Genomic DNA, 23,199 nt, shown 5'->3' with positions numbered 1-23,199 from the left:
ACAACAATCATAGGCCCGGGCAAGAAGAATATTTATCTCTGTTTCGTTGCGCTGGAGACGATTTGCAGATAGAAATTCTGCATAAACATAAAAAACAGGTGGTTTTGTCTCATGCGCAAACTGGACCGTACCGACATCGGCATTCTCAACAGCCTTCAGGAGAATGCGCGCATCACCAACGCCGACCTCGCACGCTCGGTCAATCTGTCGCCGACGCCGTGCTTCAACCGGGTCAAGGCGATGGAGGAATTGGGCCTGATTCGCGAACAGGTCACGTTGCTGGATGCCGACCTGCTGGGGCTGCATGTGAACGTGTTCATCCATGTCAGCCTGGAGAAACAGGTCGAGGAGGCGTTGCAGCATTTCGAAGAGGCGATTTCCGATCGCCCGGAAGTAATGGAGTGTTACCTGATGGCCGGAGACCCGGATTACCTCATCCGGGTCCTGGTGCCGACGATTCAGTCGCTGGAACGCTTCATGATGGACTTCCTCACCAAGGTTCCCGGTGTGGCGAATATCCGATCCAGCTTTGCGCTCAAGCAGGTGCGCTACAAGACTGCGTTGCCGTTGCCAGCGAACGGCTTGACGCTAGGTAACTGAACGTCAGATGTAGTCATACCGGTAATCGAGTTCTGCGGTATAGAGGGTTTGTTGGACGGTAAAGCTTTGCTCCCAGGGCGCCGGTTCATTGGCGGGATGAAAGATCAGCACGGTGTCGTTCATGGCTTCCGAGCCGGCCTCGTCGGTAAAGCCCGGAATATCACGATGCTGATGCTTCCAGCGCTCCCACAACAGATCGAGGTGGCAGTGGTGCAGAAAGAATATCGGGTCATTGGGTGAGGCGGCTTGCGCCATGCTCCCGCCCATCCAGGCATGTACCGGATTGTGCAGAAGGGTTTCCGAGACGTTCTCCCAACCGCTTTCATCCCCCCAGTAAGGCGTTCTGTTCAGGGCCGAAATAACATCCAGCGGCGTGGGCAGTGCGCCGCTTGCCCCCAGATTTCGACGAATGCCGGTGTTGCCGATGCTTTCGTCCCAGACCCTGACATCAAATTGTGACTGCTCTCTGGAAAACGGGCCGTTGGTGACGCGTTGATCCTGCAGATTGTCGCCGTTTGAACCCATGAAATCCGAGGTGAAGGGGTTGTCTGCTCCGGTCAGTTGCCAGTTCCAATAGGGCAGAGTGATGGTCGGATCATTGCTGGCGGACTGCAGGGCCAGTTCGAACTGGCGAATCAGAATCCGATGCCACGGATAGAACAAAGGGCTGCGATGCGGATTGGGTACCAGCGGATTGCCCCGGCCCATCGAATTTTTGTGGATCTGCACAAAGTCATCGTAGCGACTTTGCTGCCCGGGGCGCAGGACGCTGTCGACGTTGTTTTTAAGTCTCAGGATGGCGTCGATGAATGCGGCTTTCTGTTGCGTGGTCATGTCACGGTGATTACGGCGAATATCCATATTGCGAAAACTCCATTGAATGTTTGCCCAATGGAGTCTGATCGCTGAGGGGATTTTCACCAGTTCATCACTATCGCCAGCGTCCGTAGGAAAAATAATCCGGCGATGTTTCGAACGACTTTTTCCTATAGAGAGTTGAGCGGAATCTTCAGGTACACGACACCGTTTTCCTCAGCGGGTGGCAGATTCCCCGCCCGCACATTGACCTGAATCGCCGGCAGCAACAGCGTCGGCATGCCCAGCCCGGCATCACGCTTGGTACGCATCTCGACGAACGCCGCCTCATCAATGCCGTCATGCACATGGATATTGCTTTTGCGCTGTTCACCGACGGTGGTCTGGCACTGCGAGGCGCGCCCTTCGGGTGGATAGTCGTGACAAACGTAAAGTTTCACGCTGGCCGGGAAGGCCAGCAGTTTATGAATCGAGTTGAACAACTGATGGGCGTTGCCGCCGGGAAAATCGCAGCGCGCGGTGCCGACGTCGGGCATGAACAGCGTGTCACCGACCAGAATCTGTTCGCCGTCGATCAAGTAGGCCATGTCCGCCGGGGTATGCCCGGGGACGTGCAGGGCGGTGGCTTTGAGGTTGCCGATGCGGAATGACTCGTTCGGCGCGAACAGGTGATCGAACTGCGAGCCGTCGACGCAGAACTCCGACTCCAGATTGAACAGCGCCTTGAATACGTTCTGCACTTTGCTGATCGATTCGCCGATGGCGATTTTCCCACCCAGTTCCCGGCGCAAGTACGGCGCGGCGGACAGGTGATCGGCGTGGGCGTGGGTTTCCAGCAGCCACTGCACTTGCAGGTGGTGCGCGCGGACGAAGGCGATGATTTTGTCGGCCTGGGCGGTGCAGGTGCGGCCGGCGGCGCCGTCGTAATCGAGCACCGGATCAACGATCGCACATTGCCCGCCATTGGTTTCATAGACCACATAGCTGTAGGTCGAGGAGGCGGGGTCGAGGAAAGCTTCAATCTGCGCGGGCATGGACACCAACCTGTACAAGGAAAATGGGTTGCAACACTTTATCTAAAAACATAATGTTCGCAGCTTAAGTGACCTTGAAGGCATCGTGCAAATGCAATCCAGTCTGACCGAATGTGAAGTCGCCCAACTGCGCGCCTCGGCCTCCAAGGCCTGCGCCTTGCTCAAGGCCATGGCCAATGAGGATCGCCTGTTGATCCTGTGTCAACTGACCCAGGGCGAACGCAACGTTGGCGAACTGGAAAAGATGACCGGCGTACGCCAGCCGACGCTGTCGCAGCAACTGGGCATCTTGCGGGATGAAGGGCTGGTCGCGACCCGTCGTGAAGGCAAGTACATTTTTTATGGCCTCGCCAGTCCGGAAGTGATTCAGGTGATGAAAACCCTGTCCGGACTGTATTGCGGGGCCGTGCTGAAAAGTCTCGGCCATCAATAAATGCCAGCCATGACACTGGTTCAATGTGGGAGCGAGCCTGCTCGCGAAAGCGCTAGGTCAGGCAATACTTGCATCGACTGATACGCCGCCTTCGCGAGCAGGCTCGCTCCCACATTGGGATTTGTGGTTTGGCTCGAACAATCCTTGCGTGCAGCAAAAGGAACAAGCAATGAACGATCAACACTGGGGCCCATCCATCAGTGCAGACATCGTGGTCATCGGCGGCGGTACGGCCGGTATCGGTTTTGTCGCCAGTCTGCTCAAGCGTGATCCGGCGCTGAACATCACCGTGATCGAACCCGGCGCCCAGCATTACTACCAACCCGCGTGGACGCTGGTCGGCGGTGGCGCCTACGACGTTAAAGACACCGCCCGGCCGATGAACAAGGTCATGCCCCGGCAAGCGAACTGGCTGCAAGCGGCGGTCACCGCGATCGACCCGGACAAACGCCAACTCACCCTCAACGATCAACGCACGGTCAGCTATCAGAACCTGATCGTCTGCCCCGGCCTGCGTCTGGCCTGGGAAAAGATCGAAGGCTTGCAAGAGAGCCTTGGCCAACACGGCGTCACTTCCAATTACAGCTATCAGCACGCGCAGTACACCTGGGATCAGGTGCAGAAACTGCGCGGCGGCAAGGCGCTGTTTACGCAGCCGGCGATGCCGATCAAATGCGCTGGAGCACCGCAAAAAGCGCTGTATCTGTCTTGCGATCACTGGCGTAAAAGCGCTGTGCTGAACAACATCAATGTCGAATTCAACCTGGCCGGCGCCGCGCTGTTCGGCGTGGCGACGTTTGTGCCGCCGTTGATGAAGTACATCGAGAAATACAACGCACGGTTGGCGTTCAACTCGAATCTGGTCAAGGTCGACGGCCCGGCGAAAACCGCGTGGTTCGAGGTCAAGGGTGCTGACGGCAATGTCAGCCTCGAGGCGAAAACCTTCGATCTGCTCCACGTCGTGCCACCGCAGGTATCGCCGGATTTCATCGCGCAAAGTCCTCTGGCTGACGCGGCTGGCTGGTGTGAAGTCAACCCACACAGCCTGCAGCACCCGCGGTATCCCGAGGTGTTCGCACTCGGTGACATCTGCGGCACCAGCAACGCGAAAACCGCCGCAGCGGTGCGCAAACAAATCGTTGTGGTCGCGGAAAACCTGCTGGCCCTGCGCAAGCAGCAACCGCTGCCGCTGAAGTACGACGGTTATGGTTCCTGCCCGCTGACGGTGGAGAAGGGCAAGGTGATTCTTGCCGAGTTCGGCTATGCCGGTAAGTTGCTGCCGACCTTCCCGATGGACCCGACCGTGGCGCGGCGTTCGGCGTGGTTTCTCAAGGCGACGCTGCTGCCGTGGTTCTACTGGAACGGCATGCTCAAGGGCCGCGAGTGGCTGACACGTCTGTCCAAGGTCGACTGAGAAAACCCTATGTTGCTGGCAAGCCTGTTTGGTGTGGTGATGGGGTTGGTCCTCGGTTTGACCGGGGCCGGCGGTGGGATTCTCGCGGTGCCAGCGTTGGTTCTCGGCCTCGGCTGGACGATGACCCAAGCAGCGCCGGTGGCGTTGTTTGCGGTGGGCAGTGCGGCGGCGGTCGGCGCTATCGATGGCCTGCGTCATGGCCTGGTGCGTTATCGCGCGGCGTTATTGATTGCCGCGTTGGGTGCGGTGTTTTCTCCGTTGGGCATTTACTTCGCGCATCAGTTGCCGGAGAAAATCCTGATGATCCTGTTCAGTCTGCTGATGGTCATGGTGGCCTGGCGCATGCTGCGCCGCGAGCGTCAGCAAGAAGGGCCGAGCGACCATGGTCACGCCAGTTGGGGCCAGAAGAATTGCATGCTCAATGCCGAAACCGGGCGCTTCGACTGGACTGCCAAGTGCACCGCGACGTTGGCGGCATTGGGTGCGATTACCGGCGTGGTGTCCGGTTTGCTCGGCGTCGGTGGCGGCTTCTTGATCGTGCCGGCGTTCAAGCAACTGACCGATGTGCAGATGCGCGGGATTGTCGCCACGTCGTTGATGGTGATCAGTCTGATTTCGGCGATTGGCGTGGCTGGATCGTTTCACGCAGGCGTGCGGATTGATGCGCAGGGTGCGGCGTTTATCGTTGCCAGCATTGTCGGCATGATCATCGGGCGCAAGCTCTGTACGCGAGTGCCGGCGCGGGCGTTGCAGGTGGGGTTTGCCAGTGTGTGCCTGGTGGTGGCGGGGTATATGTTACTTCGGGCTTGAGGCAACCCTGTGGCGAGGGAGCTTGCTCCCGCTCGGGCGCGCAGCGGCCGTTCTTTTAAAAAGGGCCTGCTGCGCAGTCCAGCGGGAGCAAGCTCCCTCGCCACAGAGATGGGTTTACAACACCAGATGCGGCAACCACAGCGAAATTGCCGGAACGTAGGTGACCAGCATCAGCACCAGAAACAGCACCGCGTAAAACGGCAGCAGCGCTTTCACAGTGCTTTCGATACTGACCTTGCCCACCGCCGAACCGACAAACAGCACCGCGCCCACCGGCGGTGTTATCAGTCCGATCCCGAGGTTGACCAGCATGATCATGCCGAACTGCACCGGATCCACGCCGATGCCGAGAATCACCGGCATCAGGATCGGCGTCAGAATCAGGATCAGCGGCGCCATGTCCATCACCGTGCCGAGCAACAGCAGCATGACGTTGATGCACATCAGGATTACGTAGCGGTTGTCCGACAGGGTCAGGAACAGCGTAGTGATCTTCGCCGGGATCTGCATCAGGGTCATGATGTAGCCGAAGCTCGCGGCAAAACCGATCAGGATCATCACGATCGAAATCGTCCGCACGGTGCGGTGCATCAGTTTCGGCAGTTCGCTCCACTTGTAGTCGCGGTAGATGAACATGGTGACGAAGAACGACCACAGCACGGCGATGGCCGCCGACTCTGTAGCCGTGAAGATCCCCGAGAGAATGCCGCCGAGGATGATCACCATCGCCATCATGCCCCAGAGGGCTTCGCCGACGATTTTCAACGCCTGGCGCATCGGGATCACTTCACCCTTGGGGTAGTTGCGCTTTTTCGCGAAGATCAGGCACAGCACCATCAGGCAGGCGCTCATCATCAGGCCCGGGACGATGCCGGCCATGAACAGCGAGGCAATCGAAACCGTACCACCGGCAGCCAGCGAGTAGAGCACCGAGTTATGGCTTGGCGGGGTCAGCAGGGCCTGCACCGAACCGCTGACGGTTACGGCGGTGGAGAAATCCCGTGGATAGCCCTTGCGTTCCATTTCCGGAATCAGCACCGAACCCACCGACGCGGTGTCGGCCACCGACGATCCGGAGATCGCGCCGAAAAAGGTCGAGGCGACAATGTTGACCAGTGACAGGCCGCCGCGGACAAAGCCCACCAGCACCCCGGCACAGGCCACCAACCGACGGGACATGCCGCCCTCGGCCATGATTGCACCGGCCAGCACGAAGAACGGAATGGCCAGCAGCGAGAATTTGTTCACCCCCGAAGCGACCTGAATCATCACCGCCTGGAAAGGAATGTCGATCCACCATGCACCGATCAGGGCGGCGGCGCCCAGCGCGTAGGCGACCGGCATGCCGATCAGGATCAATACGATAAAACTGCCCAGCAGTATCAGAGCGTCCATTAGGCGGCACCTTCACTTTCTTCAACCAGGTCGAACTGCACGACCCGTCGTTTGCTCTGGTCACCGAGCAAGAGTTTTTCCAGGACAAAAATCAGCGTCAGCAAGCCGCCCACGGGAATCGGCAGATAGGTCACGCCAACTCGCAGATCGGGCAGGGCGGCCATGAACTGGTTCCAGGTGGACATGCACAGCTTGGCGCCCCAGATCGTCATGAAAATGCAGATCGCGGCCATGAGCAGTTGCGAAAAAATCGCCGCCGCGGATCTCAGCTGCGGCGGCATGCGATCGGTGAGCATGGCCACGGCCATGTGCGCGCCGGCGCGGTAACTGGCGGCGGCGCCAATGAAGGTAAAAACCATCATCAGCAGGATCGCCGTGGGCTCGGGCCAGCTCGAGCCGGTGCCCAGCACGTAGCGGGCGAACACCCCCCAGGGAATCATCAGGGAAATCGCCAGGACTGAAAGGCCGGCGACCCAGATACACGTCATGTAGATCTTGTCGTTGATACGCAGCACTAGATTCTTCATCGGGTTCCACCGTAACCGGGCGCGCCTGAGTCATCAGGTGCGCCGGGCCTTTTTCAAAATTACGGAGCGGGAGGCGTTACTGAACGGCTTCGATTTTCTTGATCAGGTCGGCATATTTCGCGCCGTACTTTTCCCGCACCGGTGCGGTGGCGTCGTAGAAGGGCTTTTTATCGACCTGGATGAACTCGACGCCGGCGGCCTTGAGTTTTTCTTCACTGGCAGCGGACTTCTTGTCCCACAGCACACGCTCTTCAGCCTGGGCAGCCTTGGCGGCGGTCTTGACCAGCGCCTGTTGATCCGGAGTCAGTTTTTCCCAGGTGATTTTCGACATCACGATCGGCTCTGGCAGGATCAGGTGTCCGGTGAGGCTGTAGTACTTCGCGTTCTGGAAGTGGTTATGTTCGAGCAGGGTCGGCGGGTTGTTTTCCGCGCCGTCGATCACGCCGGTCTGCAGGGCACTGAAGATTTCGCCGGTGTCCATGGCGATACCGTTGCCGCCCATGGCGTTCATCATGTCGATGAACATTGGGTTGCCTTGCACGCGGATTTTCATGCCCTTGAGGTCTTCGAGCTTGCGGACCGGTTTCTTGGTGTAGACGTTTCGCGTGCCGCCATCCATCCAGGCCAGGGCCACCAGGCCGAATTCGGAGTGGGTGATTTTGTCGAGGATTTCGTCGCCCACCGGGCCGTCGATGACGTTACGCATGTGTTGATGGTCGCGGAAGATGAACGGCATGTTGAACACGTTCACGTCCGGTACCACCGGGCCGACGATACCCAGGCTGACGCGAGACAGCTGTACTGCGCCGACCTGCATCTGCTCGATGACTTCCTTTTCGGAACCCAGCACACCGCCGGGGAAGTACTGAAAGGTCAGCTCGCCGTTGGTTTCCTTGGTCAGGGTCTTGCCCATGTTTTCTTCGGCCACCACGGTTGGATAACCGGCGGGATGGATGTCAGCGAATTTGAGTTGCAGTGCCTGAGCGGCGCCAGTGAAGGTGAACATCAGCGGGAGTGCAGCGGCCAGCAAGGTGCGTTTGAAGTTCATGGGGGTGAGTCTCCAGTCTTGTTATTGTTGTGTTCAAGGCACAGCGGTGCAGCAGAGGCGGGTGTTACAGCAAAGCGTTGAGCATCGGCTCCGGCAGGCCTTTGACGTTGGGGTTCAGGGCGAACACGCCGCCTGCGAGAGATTGCGGATCGTGGTCGTCGCCGGGACGAATCGAGGTGACGAACAAGGTGTCCATCCGGTTGCCGCCGAAGGCGCACATGGTCGGTTTTTTCACCGGTACGGCCAGTGAGAAGTCGAGTCGGCCGTCCGGCGCGAAGCGGTGAATCAGGCCGGCGTCGTTGGCGCAGATCCAGTAAAAACCTTCAGCATCCACGGTAGCGCCATCGGGCCGCCCGGGGAAATGGTTCATGTCGACGAACACGCGACGGTTCGACGGCGTGCCGCTATCGGTGTCGTAATCGAACGCCCAGATCAGTTGTACGTCGGGGTGCGAATCGGACAGGTACATGGTCTTGCCGTCAGGGCTGAAACCGAGGCCGTTGGGCACGATGAAGCCGTCGAGCTGCGCTTCGATCACGCCAGATTGCCCGGCGCCGTAGCGGTAGAGTCTGCCTTCGGGCGCACTCAGGCCCATGTTCAGCACCATGCTGCCGGCCCAGAAACGCCCTTGGCGGTCGCAGCGACCATCGTTCAGGCGCATGTCTGCGCGGCTGTGCGCCACGGTGGCAAGCAACTCACTGTCGAGGCTGCCGTCGCTGTGCGGGTGCAGATGAAAAAAGCCGCTCTCCATGCCGGCAACCCAGCCGCCATCGCTGTGACGAGCGATGCAGGCGAGCATTTCCGGGGTTGTCCAGGCATGCACATGGCCGGTGTCAGCGCTCCAGCGTTGCAGCCCGCCGTTGGGAATATCCACCCAATACAGCGCGTTTTCCTGCGGCACCCAGACCGGGCTTTCGCCCACGGCGTTGCGGGCATCGACGATCAGTTCGGCTTGCATACTCATTCCTTTGCGTCGTTGTCAGAGTGATCAGTCGCCGAACGGCCCTGCCGCGACGAACGTGCCGCCCTGATAGATCCGCGCCGGGTCATCGGCGGCCGGCATGGGTTGTGCCTCGACTTTTTCGCGGAACACTTCGGAGCTGTCCTTGGCCGAAAACCCGAGGTGGCTGGCGAAGCGGTTGTCCCACCACACGTCCTTGTTGGCGGACATGCCATAGACCACGGTGTGGCCGACGTTCGGCGTGTACAGCGCGCGTTCAAGCAATTGCGTGAGGTCGTCGAAGCTCAGCCAGGTGTGCATCATTCGGCGGTTCTGCGGCTCGGGGAACGAGGAGCCGATGCGGATGCTGACGGTCTCGATGCCGTAGCGATCGAAGTAGAAACTGGCCATGTCTTCGCCGTAGGACTTGGACAGTCCGTAGTAGCCGTCGGGGCGGCGGGCCGAGGTGGCGTCGAGTTTTTCGTCCTGTTTGTAGAAGCCGATGACGTGGTTGGAACTGGCGAAGATCACCCGTTTTACGCCATGCCGGCGCGCGGCTTCGTAGATGTGAAACACGCCGCAGATATTGGCACCGAGGATTTCTTCGAACGGCCGCTCGACGGAGACGCCGCCGAAATGCAGGATCGCGTCGACGCCTTCGACCAGTTGGTGCACGGCGTGTTTGTCGGCCAGATCGCAAGGAACGATTTCTTCGCGATCATCGACGGCCGGGGCGAGGGCGGCAATGTCTGACAAGCGCAGGACATTGGCATAAGGGCGCATACGTTCGCGCAGGACTTTGCCCAGGCCACCGGCGGCGCCGGTCAGTAGCAGACGGTTAAACGGGGCGCGGGGAGTAGAGGTAGACGTCATGGCAAGCCCTTACACGTTGTTATTAGGTTTGTTGTAGGTTGTCGTATGACTTCGCTGAAGTATCGGTAGGGTTTCCGGGACTTGTCAACGCGACTTTTGGTGTAGATGACGGAAGGCCTGCGAGGATTTCCAGCCTTGCCCGTTCCTGTGGCGAGGGAGCTTGCTCCCGCTCGGCTGCGCAGCAGTCGTCGCTTTTTGCGGAAAATTGCCGGGGGCGGCTTCGCCACCCAGCGGGAGCAAGCTCCCTCGCCACAGGTCATCGGTTCGCCAATGGGTTCTTAATTGAATCAGCGGTTACAACAACGAAATCGGATAACTGATAAAGATCCGGTTCTCGTCAAACTCGTTGGTGCTGAAGTCCCGGCGTATCGTCGCGTTGCGCCATTTCACGTTGAGGTTTTTCAGCGGGCCGCTTTGCACGGTGTAAGCCAGCTCCGACTCGCGGCCCCATTCCTTGCCGTCAGTGACGGTGCCGGTGTGCACGTTATCGCCGCTGATATAGCGGTTCATCAGGGTCAGGCCGGGGATGCCGAGGGCGACGAAGTTGTAGTCGTGGCGCAACTGCCAGGAGCGCTCTTTGGCGTTGTCGTAACTGGCGTTGTAACTGTCGTTGGCGAGGGTGCCGCCGCTGGTGCCGTTGACCCGCATCCACGCGTCGTCGCCGCTGAGTTTTTGCAGGCCGACATAGAAGGTGTTGCCGCCGTAGCGGGCCGAGAGCAGGGCGAACGCGGTCTTGTTGTCGAGGTCGCCGGCCTGGGCGCTGCCGTCCTCCTTGCCGGTGAAGAAACCGAGGTTGGCACCCAGCGTCCAGTCGCCCAGCGGCTGGCTATGGCTGAGGTTGAAATACTGCTGCTGGTAGATGTCGCTGAGTTCGGCGTACCACACGCCGACCAGGGTGCGCTTGTCGTTGAAGGTGTATTCGCCGCCGCCGAAGTTGAAGCGATCGGAAGTGAACGCGCCACGGCCGTTCATTGACATGTCTTCCATGCTCGCATCGTTGCGCGGGCTGTTGCCACGGAACTGGCCGCCGTAGACGGTCAGGCCGTTGATCTCGGTAGAGGTGATCTGGCCGCCGCGAAAGGTTTGCGGCAGCGAGCGGCCATCGTCGGAGCGCAGGATCGGCAGCACCGGCATCCATTCGCCGACCTTCAATTCAGTCTTCGAGACCTTGGCCTTCAGCGCCACACCGAGGCGACCGAAGTTGTCTGCCGGGCGCCCGTCATCGTGGATCGGCAACAGTTGCGTGCCGCCCGTGCCTTTGCCGCCATCAAGCTTTTGCGAATACATCCCCAGCACATCGAGCCCAAAACCGACGGTGCCCTGAGTGAAGCCGGATTTGGCATCGAGAATGAAGTTTTGCGTCCATTCTTCAGCCTTGCCCTGTGGGTTGGCCGGGTTGACGAAGTTGCGGTTGAAGTAGGCGTTGCGCAGGTTCAGCGTGGCTTTGCTGTCTTCGAGAAAGCCTTCGGCATCGGCGCTCATCGGCAGGGCCAGGGCCAGGCTGCTGCAGCCGATCAGGCTAAGGGTGGTGCGCGGAGAAAGCGTGGCAATGCGGGAAGGGCGGACGGAACTGCAGACGAGTGTGCTCACTGTGACGCTCCCTGTATCGTTTGTTGTTTTTATTATTTGTTATACGTCGTCGTACAACATGGGTGCGGATATTTCCTCGGTTTTCCGGGAATGTCAACAGCAAGTTATACGATGACTTGCCGTCGCGACGCAGATCACTTTGTAGGAGCTGCGGCACGCTGCGATCTTTTGATCTGGCTTTTAAAAAAAACAGGATCAAAAGATCGCAGCCTCGTTTCACTCGACAGCTCCTACAAGGATTTGTGTTGTCCATGGGATGTGTGTTGCCGGTGAATTTGCGGCAAACTTCACCCACGTTCTGCACAAGGCCTTTCCATGGATCAATACGCCCCGCGCAACTGGCAGCCCCACGAAAAGCCCAGTCTGCCCGGTTCCCCTTCAACACCATTGCACTCCAACCCCAAGCGCCTGGCCTATGCGCTGGTCGGCGTGCTGGTGGCGGTAACCGGTGGCTTGGGCAACTCGCTGGTGGTGGCCAACCTGCCTTATCTGCAAGGCGCACTGGGCGCGACCACGGCGGAAATGGCCTGGCTGCCGGCGGCGTTCGTGATGACCAACGTGTCGATGAACCTGCTGCTGGTGAAGTTCCGCCAGCAATTCGGTTTGCGTGCATTCACCGAAGTGTTTCTGGTGCTGTATGCGCTGGTGACCTTCGGCCATCTGTTCGTCAACGACCTGAACTCTGCGGTGGCGGTGCGCGCAGCCCACGGTATGGTCGGCGCGGCGCTGAGTTCGCTGGGCCTGTATTACATGATCCAGGCATTCCCGGCGAAGTGGCGCATGAAAGCGCTGGTGCTCGGCCTCGGCACTTCACAACTCGCGCTACCGCTGGCGCGATTATTCTCGGAGGATTTGCTGCAGATCGCCGAATGGCGCGGCTTGTACCTGTTCGAGCTGGGCATGGCGCTGCTGTCGCTGGGCTGCGTATTGATGCTCAAGTTGCCGCCGGGCGACCGTTTCAAAACCTTCGAAAAACTCGACTTCCTCACCTTCGCCATTCTCGCCACGGGCGTGGCGTTGTTGTGCGCGGTGTTGTCGCTGGGGCGGATTGACTGGTGGCTGGAGGCCAACTGGATCGGCTATGCGCTGGCCGCCTCGATTGCGTTGATCCTCGCCGGTCTGGCCATCGAACATAACCGCAGCAACCCGCTGCTGATGACCCGTTGGCTTGGCAGCGGAACGATGATCCGCCTGGCGCTGGCGGTGACCCTGATTCGCATGGTCACCTCGGAGCAGTCCACCGGTGCGGTCGGTTTCATGCAGAACCTGAACATGGGTTATGAGCAACTGCACAGCCTCTACGTGGTGATGCTGATCGGCAGTGTCGCGGGGCTGGTGACCAGCGCGCTGACGATCGACCCCAAGCACCTGCTGATGCCGCTGATCATCTCGCTGGGTCTGATGGCCACCGGGTCGGTGATGGACAGCTTTTCCAACAACCTGACCCGCCCGGAAAACCTCTACCTCAGTCAGTTTCTGCTGGCCTTCGGCAGCACGTTTTTCCTCGGCCCGACCATGGTCTTTGGTACGCGCAACGTGCTGACCAATCCGCGCAATCTGGTGAGCTTTTCCGTGCTGTTCGGGATCTGCAACAACCTCGGCGGCCTGCTGGGCGCGGCGCTGCTGGGCACTTTCCAGATCGTCCGGGAAAAATTTCATTCCAGTCACATCGTTGAGCACCTGACGCTGTCTGACCCGTTGGTGGCTGCACGCGTGCAGAGCGGCGGCTCGGCGTACGGCTCGTTGCTGGCCGACCCGAGCCTGCGCAACCTTGCGGGTATTCGCAGTCTGTCCAACGCCGCTACCCGCGAGGCCAACGTGCTGGCCTACAACGATGTGTTCATGTTGATCGCCGTGATTGCGGTGCTGACCATGATCTGGCTGTCCATCCGTGCGCTGTGGCTGATGAGCACCACCAAAGCCGTCGCCCCTGCGCCATCCACACCTTCGAGCGGTGCCACTTCTTCATGACCGAACCGACCACCACAACTACTAACGCCATTGCTGCCACGCCTGAGGGTGTGGCGCCGCCGTCATCGCCGAACACCGAGCCGCGCTCGCTGCGGGTGCGGATCATCTCGTCGCTGGGCTTTGCCGCGATTGCCATTGTCGGCGTGTTGATCGTGCTCTATGCGTGGCAATTGCCGCCGTTCAGCAGTGCAGTGGAGACCACGGAAAACGCATTGGTGCGCGGACAGGTGACGATCATCGGCCCGCAACTCGCAGGTTATGTTTACGAGGTGCCGGTACAGGATTTTCAGTACGTGAAGGCGGGGGATTTGCTGGTGCGCCTGGACGACCGCATCTATCAGCAGCGTCTCGACCAGGCACTGGCGCAACTGGCGGTGCAGAAGGCCGCATTGGCCAATGTGGTGCAGCAACGCAACAGCGCCGAGGCGACGATCAAGTTGCGTCAGGCGGTGCAAGCCGACAGCGAAGCGCAGTTGCGCAAGAGCGAGGCGGATCTGCGCCGCAACAAGGAATTGGTTGGCGACGGTTCGGTGTCCAAGCGCGAGATGGACGTCGCGCTGGCGGCCAATGCGCAAAGTGTCGCGGCGGTCGCGCAAGCCAAGGCCAATCTGGAAATCGCCCGTCAGGATCTGCAAACGGTGATCGTCAATCGTGGCTCGCTGGAAGCGGCGGTGGCCAGCGCTGAAGCAGCGGTGCAACTGGCGCGGATCGACCTGTCGAATACGCGCATCGTTGCCCCGCGTGACGGCCAGCTCGGGCAGATCGGCGTGCGCCTCGGCGCCTACGTCAACTCCGGTGCGCAGTTGATGGCGTTGGTGCCGAACCAGAAATGGGTGATCGCCAACTTGAAGGAAACCCAGATGGATAACGTCCGCGTCGGGCAACCGGTGCGTTTCACCGTCGATGCGCTGAACCACCGCAAATTCACCGGGTATGTGCAGCATATTTCGCCGGGTACGGGCTCGGAATTTGCCCTGTTGCAGGCGGACAACGCCACCGGCAATTTCGTGAAAATTGCCCAGCGGGTGCCGGTGCGGATCACCATCGATCCGGATCAGCAGGAAGAGGAGCGGTTGCGGCCGGGGATGTCGGTGGTGGTCAGCATCGACACCGCGGCGGGCGACACCCAACCCCACTGACACAATGCATAACCCTGTGGGAGCGAGCCTGCTCGCGAAAGCGTCGTATCAGTAACATTTCTTTATCTGACACACCGCTTTCGCGAGCAGGCTCGCTCCCACATTTGAACTGTGTTTATCCAGTGATCATTGGCGGCAGGGTACCGAGCAGCGAGACGGCCGCCACCGCGCCAATGCCGAGCAGCCACTCCAGCATCACACTGCGCCTGATTGCGCCCATCCGTTGTTCGCAATCATCCATGCGCAAACGGTTGAACAGCGCCAGCCCCAGCATCCCCAGCACGACCAGCGCCTTGATCAGCAGAATCAACGCAAACCCGCTGAACAACGGCGTCGGCCACCATTGGCCGGTCAGCACGCGGACATTGATCAATCCTGTCATGAGCAGCCCGGCGACTAGCACATAACCGATCCCGCTGAAGCGTCGCAAAACTTCATGCATCGGCTCCGTCGGCTGACGCAAAATCATCACCAGCACCCACAACCCGCCGAGCCAGGCCGCCACGCAGGTCAGATGCACGATCTGGTTGAGAATCAGCAATTGCCCACTCAAACCATCGAGCATGGCGCCGTGTCCGACCGGAGCGAGAGTCGCCAGCAGCAGGGCACTCAAGCCAAGTCGCAACGGCATGTTTGAACGCCAAGGTGTGAACAACAGCGCCAACAGCACAGCATTGATCAGCAGATGCCAACGCCAGACCTGACCAAAAAACGTATGGCCCAGCACCCGCGCAACCGTGTCCGGATCAAACGCCGCTGTAGCCGAACCGGCCATGCTTGCAGTAATCAAAAGTGCCCAGGCAATCCCGCTGAACAGCGCCACTGCAGCCAGCCAGCGCGCCAGTCGCGCCAGGTGCCGATCCACTTGTGACGCTTCATCCTTGAGCAGCAACGGCCTGAACAGCCAGACCCCGAACAGCATCAACACCACGATGAAATGCACAAAGCGGCACAGCACCAGCGCTTCATTCATGAATTACTGGCCCACCTTGAACTGGTAGGCGCCTTCGCTTTTATGTGTATCGACCGACACTGCGTGCCATTCGACTTTGTACTCGCCAGCGGTCAGCGGAGCACTAGGGGTGACGATCAGGGTTTTCTTGTCGCCCTCGGTGGTCAGCGGCTTGACCGCGACCGGTGCGCCATCCTTGGTCAACGTGACTTTGGTGAAACTGGCCTCGACACCTTCGGAAAACGTCAGGCGCAAATCCGCCGGAGCAGCGACGGTGCTGTCGGCCGCCGGGGTCTGACTTTTCAGGTGGGCATGGGCAAATACGGAAGATGCGGCGAACAGCGAAGCGAGCAGGGCAGTGGTGGTCAGGACGTTCTTGAACAGCATCGCGGATACCTCTGAGACAGGATCGAAGAAGCGTCAGTTTAGCCATCCGCTCACGCCAGTACGAAGTTTTGTTTGCAGCGGTCGCCCGCAGACCAGAGCGGATGCTAGTCTTGGCCAACGCTGCTGTCAGGGAGCCCTTATGGGCAATCACAAGATCGAGATTCGTCGCAGTAACGTCGAGAAAATCCTTCTGGCGGCGGAAAAGGTTTTCGCCGAAAAAGGCTTCGGCGGCACCGCCATGGCTGACATCGCCGCCGAAGTACAACTGCCGCGCTCCAACCTGCATTACTACTTCAGCACCAAGAGCGAGCTGTACAGCGCGGTGCTGTTCGACCTGCTGGAAGTGTGGAAACAGGACGCGCTGTGCTTCGAGATGTTCGACGATCCGCGCGTGGTACTGAGCAGCTACATCCGCGCCAAGATGAACCACTCACGCAGCCGGCCGTATGGCTCGAAAGTCTGGGCCAACGAGATCATCCACGGCGCACCGACATTAGGCGAGGCACTGGATGTCAGCCTGTATGACTGGGCGAAGATGAAGGAAGCGAAGATTCGTCAGTGGGTCGAGGACAAGCGGATTCTGCCGGTGGAACCGTCGAGCCTGCTGTACATGATCTGGGCGTCGACGCAGCACTACGCCGACTTTGATCATCAGGTGAATATCCTCAATGATCACCAGCCGTTGTCGGACATGCAGTTCGAGCGGGCGGTGCAAACGGTGACCAGTGTGATCTTGCGCGGGATCGGGCTGGAGCCCTGAGTTTTGTGGTGTGGCTACCGACCTCATCGCTAGCAGGCTGGCTCCCACAGAGGATCGCATTTCAACTGTGGGAGCTAGCCTGCTAGCGATGGCGGTGATTCAGGCACTTACATGGTAGGGATTCCGCGGATCATGATTCCAGTCCAGAAACGGCTTCCCAGTCTCCATCGGCACCATCTCGATGCAGTCCGCCACCGGGCAAGTGATCTGGCACAAGTTACAACCCACACACTCCTCATCAATCACTTCATATTTATGCGTCCCGTCAGCCTGCTTGAGACTGCTGATTGCCTGGTGTGACGTGTCCTCGCAAGCAATGTGGCAACGCCCGCAACCAATGCATGCGTCCTGATCTATCTTCGCGATCACCTGATAGTTGATGTCGAGATACTTCCAGTCCGTGGTATTGCCCACCGCGCGCCCGGAAAACTCGGCGATGTTGGCGTAACCCTGACTGTCCATCCACCGCGACAGCCCGTCCTTCATTTCTTCGACAATGCGGAAACCGTGCAGCATCGCCGCCGTGCACACCTGCACCGCGCCGCTGCCCAACGCCATGAATTCCGCCGCATCACGCCAACTGCCGATGCCGCCAATCCCGCAGATCGGCAAGCCCTGGGTCTGCGGATCGCGGGCAATCTCGGCGACCATGTTCAGCGCAATCGGCTTCACCGCCGAGCCACAGTAACCGCCGTGGGTGCTTTTGCTGCCGACGGTGGGCAGGGCGACCATGTGCTCCAGATCGACGCTGGTGATCGAGTTGATCGTATTGATCAGCGACACCGCATCGGCGCCACCGCGATGCGCCGCGCGGGCGGCGACGCGGATGTCGGTGATGTTCGGCGTCAGTTTGACGATCACCGGCAGCGAGCAATAGGTCTTGCACCAGCGCGTGACCTGCTCGACATATTCCGGCACCTGACCGACTGCCGCACCCATGCCGCGCTCGGGCATGCCGTGCGGGCAGCCGAAGTTCAGCTCGATGCCGTCAGCGCCGGTGGCTTCCACCAGCGGCAGGATGTGTTTCCACGACTCCTCGACGCACGGCACCATCAGCGAGACGATCAGCGCACGATCCGGCCAGTCCTTCTTCACCTGAGTGATTTCGCGCAGGTTGATCTCCAGCGAACGGTCGGTGATCAGCTCGATATTGTTGATGCCCAGCACTTCACGGTTATTGCCGTAGTGCGCCGAGTAACGCGACGACACGTTGACCGCCGCCGGGTCCTCACCGAGGGTTTTCCAGACCACGCCACCCCAGCCCGCTTCAAAGGCGCGAACGACGTTGTAGGCTTTGTCAGTCGGCGGCGCAGAGGCCAGCCAGAACGGATTGGGGGCTTTGATGCCAGCGAAGACAATCGACAGATCGGCCATTTACGCAGCCTCCACGTTAAGCATCAGTTGAGCGTTGATCGCCTCGGCGGCGCGTTTGCCGTGCTGCACGGCTTGCACGGTGAGGTCCTGATCGAGGCTGGTGCAATCGCCGCCGGCATACACGCCGGGGATGCTGGTGCGCAGGTTGTCATCGACGTAGATGCGTTCGCCCTGACGCTTGAGTTCACGCGCCAACGGGTCGGCGAGGGCGCTGCCGTCGAAGGCCTGGCCGATGGCTTTGAAGATCGCGTCAGCGGCCAGCTCGAAGGTCTCGCCGGTGGTTTGCAGACGACCGTCGACCAGATCGGTGCGGGCGAAACGCATGCCGCGCACCTGGCCCTGATCGTCGAGCAGCACTTCCTCCGGTTGCGCCCAGGTCAGCAGGCGCACCTGATTGGCCTTGGCGATGTCCTGTTCATGGCCGGTGGCGCCCATGTCGGCGGCGCCACGGCGATACACCAGATTGACGTCGCGGGCACCGAGGCGGGCCATTTGCACGGCCATGTCGATCGCGGTGTTGCCGGCGCCGAGCACGATGCAGCGTTCGGCCAGCGGCAGTTGCGTGAGGTCATCGGCCTGGCGCAGTTCGCGGATGTAATCGGTGGCGGCGAGCAGGCCGGGGGCATCTTCGTGAGCCAGGCCGAGTTGCTTGCTGGCGTTGAGGCCGAGGCCGAGGAACACCGCGTCGAACTGCTGATGCAGTTCGCTCAGCGTCAGGTTGTCACCGAGTTTCTGCCCGTGACGAATCTCGATGCCGCCGATCTGCAGGAGGAAATCCAGTTCCTTCTGCGCGTAATCATCGACCAGTTTGTACTTGGCAATTCCGTATTCATTGAGGCCGCCAGCCTTCTCCCGCGCTTCGAAAATCACCACGTCATGCCCGTGCATGGCGCTGCGGTGAGCGCAGGACAAACCGGCCGGCCCGGCACCGACCACGGCGATGCGTTTGCCGCTGGCGGCGGCGCGCTGGAACGGGTGCTCGGTGAAATGCGCATTGTCCACGGCGTAGCGTTGCAGCAGGCCGATCAGCACCGGCGCGCATTCCTGAGCGTTATTGCGCACGCAGGCTTGCTGGCAGAGGATTTCCGTCGGACACACCCGCGCGCAACTGCCGCCGAGGATGTTCGCCGAGAGGATTTTCTGCGCCGCACCGGGCACGTTGTCTTGATGGATGTTGCGGATGAACGACGGGATGTCGATCTCGCTCGGGCACGCATTGACGCACGGCGCGTCGTAGCAATACAGGCAGCGCGAGGCTTCCAGATGCGCCTGCCGGGCGTTGAGCGGCGGCGCCAGATCGGTGAAATGCCCGGCGAGGGCGGCCGCGCTTTCGTGCGGATGGGGGAGATGGTTCAGGGTCTCGATCACGGTTTTGTGCCTCACGGTTATTTGAGGTTCTCTGCCTCTGATGGGCAGTGGTTTTCGTATTTCTCTGTGGCGAGGGAGCTTGCTCCCGCTGGGTGGCGAAGCCGCCCCAAAACCAGGTAATGCGGTCATCCTGATACTCAGGAGTAAATGGTTTTGGGCCTGCTGCGCAGTCCAGCGGTAGCAAGCTCCCTCGCCACAGGGGGATCAGCGCTTGACGGCAGTCGGACGATGTTGCTCAGCCCGCTTGCTCAGCAAATCAAACACCGCCGGATACGCCGGCCGTTCGATGTACCGCCCGGCCCCGCGCTCGGCGCGCAGGTCGCCGTCGGCCCAGACCACCCGGCCCTGGCTGACGGTATGGCTCGGTACACCGCGCACGGTCTTGCCTTCGAAGATGTTGAAATCCACCTGCTGATGGTGGGTCTTGGCGGAAATGGTGCGGGTGCCTTGCGGGTCCCACAGCACCAGATCGGCATCGGCACCCACACGAATCGCGCCTTTACGTGGGTAGAGATTGAAGATTTTCGCGGTGTTGGTAGAGGTGAGGGCGACGAAATCCTGCATCGACAAACGTCCACTGTTGACGCCTTCGTCCCACAACACCGCCATGCGATCTTCGATGCCGGCCGTGCCGTTGGGAATCTTGCTGAAGTCATCGCGGCCGGCGGCTTTTTGCTCGGCGCAGAAGCAGCAATGGTCAGTCGCGGTGGTGTGCAGATTGCCGTTTTGCAGTCCGTGCCACAGCGCCTCTTGGTGGCCGCGCGGACGGAACGGCGGGCTCATCACGTAACCGGCAGCGGTCTGCCAGTCCGGGTGCTGATAGACGCTGTCGTCGAGCAGCAAATGCCCGGCCAGCACTTCGCCGTACACCGGCTGGCCCTTGCTGCGCGCATAGGTGATTTCGTCGAGGGCTTCCTTGGTCGAAACGTGCACCAGGTACAGCGGCGTGCCAATGGTTTCAGCAATACGAATCGCTCGACTCGCCGCCTCTCCTTCAACCTGCGACGGCCGCGACAGCGGATGCGCCTCCGGCCCGGTGATGCCTTGGGCCATCAACTTGCGTTGCAAGTGATAAACCAGCTCGCCGTTTTCCGCGTGCACGGTCGGCACCGCACCGAGTTCCAGGCAGCGCTCGAAACTCGCCACCAGCGTGTCGTCGGCGGCCATGATCGCGTTCTTGTAGGCCATGAAATGCTTGAAACTGTTGATGCCGTGATGGCTGACCAACTCGGCCATTTCCTCACGCACCTGCTCGCTCCACCAAGTAATGGCGACGTGGAAGCCATAGTCGGAGGCGGACTTTTCCGCCCAGCCGCGCCACTGATGAAACGCTTCCATCAGTGACTGCTGCGGATTGGGAATCACAAAATCGATGATTGACGTGGTGCCGCCAGCCAGTCCGGCCGCCGTGCCACTATAGAAATCCTCACTGGCCACGGTGCCCATGAACGGCAGTTGCATGTGGGTGTGCGGATCGATGCCGCCGGGCATCAGGTATTGGCCGCTGCCGTCGAGGACTTCGGCGCCGGCGGGAATATCAAGGTTTTCACCGATGGCTTTGATCACGCCGTCGGCGCAATAGACGTCGGCGCGATAACTTTCATCATGGGTAACAACGGTGGCGCCACGGATCAACAGAGACATTCCGAGTTCCTCGCAGGCATGACCGACTTGTGCCGGTTCTAGATGTTTTATTGATGTACGGCACAGCAGGTCGTATTCCTGTCAGCGCTGTCAGGAATAGAAACTAGTCGCAGATTTGCAATAGAGCAAGATTATTTTTTATAAGCTTATGACTGTTTTAAGTGTATGAAAAATAACGATAAAAACATGAAATCACCAAAATGGTGAGGCTGCTCACCATTTTGACGCACTTGACAGGATGGAAATATGAGCAAGATTTCCTATGTGAAATCAGCCGCTTGAAGTTGAGCTGCGGTTGCTCGCTCACGATGAAAAAAAGTGCAGTGCACCAGATTGAGTCCTGACAGTTCGGACAACTTGCCCGGCGTTTAGCCTGAGCGTTCAGACAAGTTTCCACGGGCTCATCAGATAAATAATTAAAACTGATGAATATCAGAAAGTTACAAAGCGTTTAACCCTCGGCCCGATGCGTAAGCGGGGCACCCGGCACGTTTATTGATGCCGCCGCTGACACCATGGCCGGTGCACGAAAGTTGTCAGTTCCTCCGGCCATCGTCCGGCTCGCACCCGCGTGTGCCAGCCGCCTGATGAGCAAAAAATAATCAGAAGAACAGTGGAGCGGCCATGCAACAGAACAGATCGCAAGTGACCGAGCGCGACGGCTTGTTCGAACTCGAAGCCGGCAGCGACGTCCTCGACAGTCCCCGTTACAACCACGATATGGCACCGACCAAGGTGCGCGAACGAACCTGGAACAAATGGCACATCACCGCGCTGTGGGTCGGCATGTCGATCTGCGTGCCGACCTACACCCTCGGCGGTGTACTCACCGCCTACTTTGGCCTGACGGTCGGTGAAGCGCTGCTGGCGATTCTGTTCGCTAACGTCATCGTCCTGATTCCGCTCACGCTCAACGCCTTTCCCGGCACCAAGTACGGCATTCCGTTTCCGGTATTGCTGCGCTCGTCGTTCGGCATTCTCGGTTCCAACGTGCCGTGCCTGATCCGCGCGCTGGTGGCGTGTGGCTGGTTCGGCATTCAAACGATGTTTGGCGGATTGGCGATTCACCTGTTTCTCGGCTCGGTGTTCGAGGGCTGGAAATCCCTCGGCGGTACGGGGGAGGTGATTGGTTTCATGATTTTCTGGGCGCTGAACCTCTGGGTGGTGATCCGTGGCGCCGAGTCGATCAAGTGGCTGGAAACCCTGTCCGCGCCGTTGCTGGTGGCGGTCGGCATCGGCCTGTTGGTGTGGGCGATGCCGAATGTGTCGATGACCGAGCTGCTGGCGATTCCGGCCAAGCGTCCGGAGGGCGCCAGTGTGGTCAGTTACTTTGCGGCGGGACTGACAGCGATGGTCGGCTTTTGGGCGACGTTGTCGCTGAATATTCCTGACTTCAGCCGTTACGCCAAGAGCCAGAAAGATCAGATTCTCGGGCAGATTTTTGGCCTGCCGCTGACGATGTTTCTGTTCGCTTCGCTCGGCGTGATCATGACGGCCGCGTCGGTGAAACTGGTCGGTGTCACCGTCTCCGATCCGGTCAGCCTGATCGGTCACATCCAGAGCCCGGTGTGGGTGGCGGTGGCGATGGCGCTGATCATCATCGCCACGCTGTCGACCAACACCGCCGCCAATATCGTCTCCCCGACCAACGACTTCCAGAACATCGCACCGAAGGTGATCAACCGTACCAAAGCCGTGTTGCTGACAGGCTTTGTCGGACTGCTGTTGATGGGCCATGAGCTGCTGAAAAAACTCGGTTTGATCGTCTCCGATGTCAGCCTCGAAACTGTGTATTCCAACTGGCTGCTGGGCTATTCGAGCCTGCTCGGGCCGATCGCCGGGATCATGGTGGTGGACTATTTCCTGATCAAGAAACAGCAACTGGACCTGGCCGGGTTGTACCGCGACGACGTGTATCCGGCGTGGAACTGGGCCGGGTTTGTTGCCTTTGGGGTGCCGGTGGTGCTGACCTTGCTGTCGCTGGGCAGCGACGCGTTCAGCTGGTTTTACAGCTACGGCTGGTTCACCGGCTCGGCACTGGGCGGGATTATTTATTACGGGTTGTGCGTGATGCGTGCGCAGCCCTCGGTCGTGAAATCGGCGGTGTAGCGGATGGCCTCATCG

At 59.9% G+C, this 23,199-nt stretch carries 21 protein-coding genes; 8 read left to right on the top strand and 13 right to left on the bottom strand.

Translation table 11 applies throughout. The annotated features are described in order from the left end of the window. Nucleotides 1-111 precede the first annotated feature (111 nt). Entirely contained in the window at nt 112-600 is a 489-nt protein-coding gene (gene bkdR, locus BK670_RS14760) for a Bkd operon transcriptional regulator BkdR (RefSeq protein WP_007915088.1), read from the top strand. 3 nt (nt 601-603) lie between these two features. Here bkdR and BK670_RS14755 read toward each other — a convergent pair whose 3' ends face one another. Together BK670_RS14755 and BK670_RS14750 are read right to left on the bottom strand one after the other, a co-directional pair. Beyond that, entirely contained in the window at nt 604-1,461 is an 858-nt protein-coding gene (locus tag BK670_RS14755; protein ID WP_123450615.1) for a tyrosinase family protein, read from the bottom strand. A gap of 125 nt (nt 1,462-1,586) precedes the next feature. Further along, entirely contained in the window at nt 1,587-2,450 is an 864-nt protein-coding gene (locus tag BK670_RS14750) for an MBL fold metallo-hydrolase (RefSeq protein ID WP_123450613.1), read from the bottom strand. A 91-nt stretch (nt 2,451-2,541) separates the two neighbouring features. Between BK670_RS14750 and BK670_RS14745 the strand changes: the two genes are divergently transcribed. From BK670_RS14745 to BK670_RS14735, 3 genes are all read left to right on the top strand, one after another. After that, nucleotides 2,542-2,883 carry an ArsR/SmtB family transcription factor gene (locus BK670_RS14745; protein ID WP_007915092.1) on the top strand — a complete coding sequence of 114 codons (342 nt, stop codon included), beginning with the start codon at nt 2,542-2,544 and terminating at the stop codon, nt 2,881-2,883. Between the two features lie 169 nt (nt 2,884-3,052). Beyond that, complete coding sequence (locus BK670_RS14740; RefSeq protein WP_123450611.1) at nt 3,053-4,297, top strand: NAD(P)/FAD-dependent oxidoreductase; 1,245 nt, start codon at nt 3,053-3,055, stop codon at nt 4,295-4,297. Between the two features lie 9 nt (nt 4,298-4,306). Continuing rightward, nucleotides 4,307-5,107 carry a sulfite exporter TauE/SafE family protein gene (locus BK670_RS14735; protein ID WP_123450609.1) on the top strand — a complete coding sequence of 267 codons (801 nt, stop codon included), beginning with the start codon at nt 4,307-4,309 and terminating at the stop codon, nt 5,105-5,107. Between the two features lie 114 nt (nt 5,108-5,221). On the opposite strand, the gene BK670_RS14730 is transcribed toward BK670_RS14735, so the two are convergent. The 6 genes from BK670_RS14730 to BK670_RS14705 form a co-directional block, all read right to left on the bottom strand. Beyond that, complete coding sequence (locus BK670_RS14730) at nt 5,222-6,502, bottom strand: TRAP transporter large permease (RefSeq protein ID WP_123450607.1); 1,281 nt, start codon at nt 6,500-6,502, stop codon at nt 5,222-5,224. Continuing rightward, nucleotides 6,502-7,029, bottom strand: a complete 528-nt coding sequence (locus BK670_RS14725) for a TRAP transporter small permease (protein ID WP_123450605.1) — start codon at nt 7,027-7,029, stop codon at nt 6,502-6,504. Before BK670_RS14725 ends, BK670_RS14730 begins: the two co-directional genes overlap by 1 nt. A gap of 76 nt (nt 7,030-7,105) precedes the next feature. Next, complete coding sequence (locus BK670_RS14720; RefSeq protein ID WP_123450603.1) at nt 7,106-8,077, bottom strand: TRAP transporter substrate-binding protein; 972 nt, start codon at nt 8,075-8,077, stop codon at nt 7,106-7,108. Between the two features lie 64 nt (nt 8,078-8,141). Continuing rightward, a complete protein-coding gene (locus tag BK670_RS14715) occupies nt 8,142-9,035 on the bottom strand; it encodes an SMP-30/gluconolactonase/LRE family protein (protein ID WP_123450601.1) in 894 nt (297 codons plus the stop codon). A gap of 30 nt (nt 9,036-9,065) precedes the next feature. After that, entirely contained in the window at nt 9,066-9,890 is an 825-nt protein-coding gene (locus BK670_RS14710) for an NAD-dependent epimerase/dehydratase family protein (protein WP_123450599.1), read from the bottom strand. Nucleotides 9,891-10,184: 294 nt separating this feature from the next. After that, nucleotides 10,185-11,480, bottom strand: coding sequence for an OprD family porin (locus BK670_RS14705; protein ID WP_123450597.1), 1,296 nt, complete (start codon nt 11,478-11,480; stop codon nt 10,185-10,187). 315 nt (nt 11,481-11,795) lie between these two features. Here BK670_RS14705 and BK670_RS14700 point away from each other — a divergent pair, with 315 nt between their 5' ends. Both BK670_RS14700 and BK670_RS14695 read left to right on the top strand, forming a co-directional pair. After that, a complete protein-coding gene (locus tag BK670_RS14700) occupies nt 11,796-13,451 on the top strand; it encodes an MFS transporter (protein WP_123450595.1) in 1,656 nt (551 codons plus the stop codon). Next, a complete protein-coding gene (locus tag BK670_RS14695; RefSeq protein ID WP_123450593.1) occupies nt 13,448-14,590 on the top strand; it encodes an HlyD family secretion protein in 1,143 nt (380 codons plus the stop codon). Before BK670_RS14700 ends, BK670_RS14695 begins: the two co-directional genes overlap by 4 nt. 115 nt (nt 14,591-14,705) lie before the next feature. Here the strand turns inward: BK670_RS14695 and copD are convergent, their stop codons facing one another. Further along, complete coding sequence (gene copD, locus BK670_RS14690; protein WP_123450591.1) at nt 14,706-15,563, bottom strand: copper homeostasis membrane protein CopD; 858 nt, start codon at nt 15,561-15,563, stop codon at nt 14,706-14,708. A 3-nt stretch (nt 15,564-15,566) separates the two neighbouring features. Next, nucleotides 15,567-15,929, bottom strand: coding sequence for a copper homeostasis periplasmic binding protein CopC (copC, locus tag BK670_RS14685; protein WP_123450589.1), 363 nt, complete (start codon nt 15,927-15,929; stop codon nt 15,567-15,569). 139 nt (nt 15,930-16,068) lie between these two features. Between copC and BK670_RS14680 the strand changes: the two genes are divergently transcribed. After that, complete coding sequence (locus BK670_RS14680; RefSeq protein ID WP_123450587.1) at nt 16,069-16,689, top strand: TetR/AcrR family transcriptional regulator; 621 nt, start codon at nt 16,069-16,071, stop codon at nt 16,687-16,689. Between the two features lie 99 nt (nt 16,690-16,788). Here the strand turns inward: BK670_RS14680 and preA are convergent, their stop codons facing one another. The 3 genes from preA to hydA all read right to left on the bottom strand — a co-directional run bounded on the left by preA (nt 16,789) and on the right by hydA (nt 21,075). Beyond that, nucleotides 16,789-18,063 (bottom strand): NAD-dependent dihydropyrimidine dehydrogenase subunit PreA, encoded by a 1,275-nt coding sequence (gene preA / locus BK670_RS14675; protein WP_027613200.1) that lies wholly within the window; start codon nt 18,061-18,063, stop codon nt 16,789-16,791. After that, entirely contained in the window at nt 18,064-19,431 is a 1,368-nt protein-coding gene (locus BK670_RS14670) for an NAD(P)-dependent oxidoreductase (protein ID WP_123450584.1), read from the bottom strand. Nucleotides 19,432-19,635: 204 nt separating this feature from the next. Beyond that, complete coding sequence (gene hydA / locus BK670_RS14665; RefSeq protein WP_077573435.1) at nt 19,636-21,075, bottom strand: dihydropyrimidinase; 1,440 nt, start codon at nt 21,073-21,075, stop codon at nt 19,636-19,638. A gap of 624 nt (nt 21,076-21,699) precedes the next feature. On the opposite strand from hydA, the gene BK670_RS14660 reads away from it, so the two are divergent. After that, nucleotides 21,700-23,184 (top strand): NCS1 family nucleobase:cation symporter-1, encoded by a 1,485-nt coding sequence (locus tag BK670_RS14660; RefSeq protein WP_123450582.1) that lies wholly within the window; start codon nt 21,700-21,702, stop codon nt 23,182-23,184. Nucleotides 23,185-23,199 lie beyond the last annotated feature (15 nt).

Source organism: Pseudomonas fluorescens, assembly GCF_003732425.1.
Taxonomy (GTDB): domain Bacteria; phylum Pseudomonadota; class Gammaproteobacteria; order Pseudomonadales; family Pseudomonadaceae; genus Aquipseudomonas; species Aquipseudomonas fluorescens_BE.
Note: the sequence above shows the minus strand (reverse complement) of the source record. Positions and strands in the feature narration are given on the sequence as shown.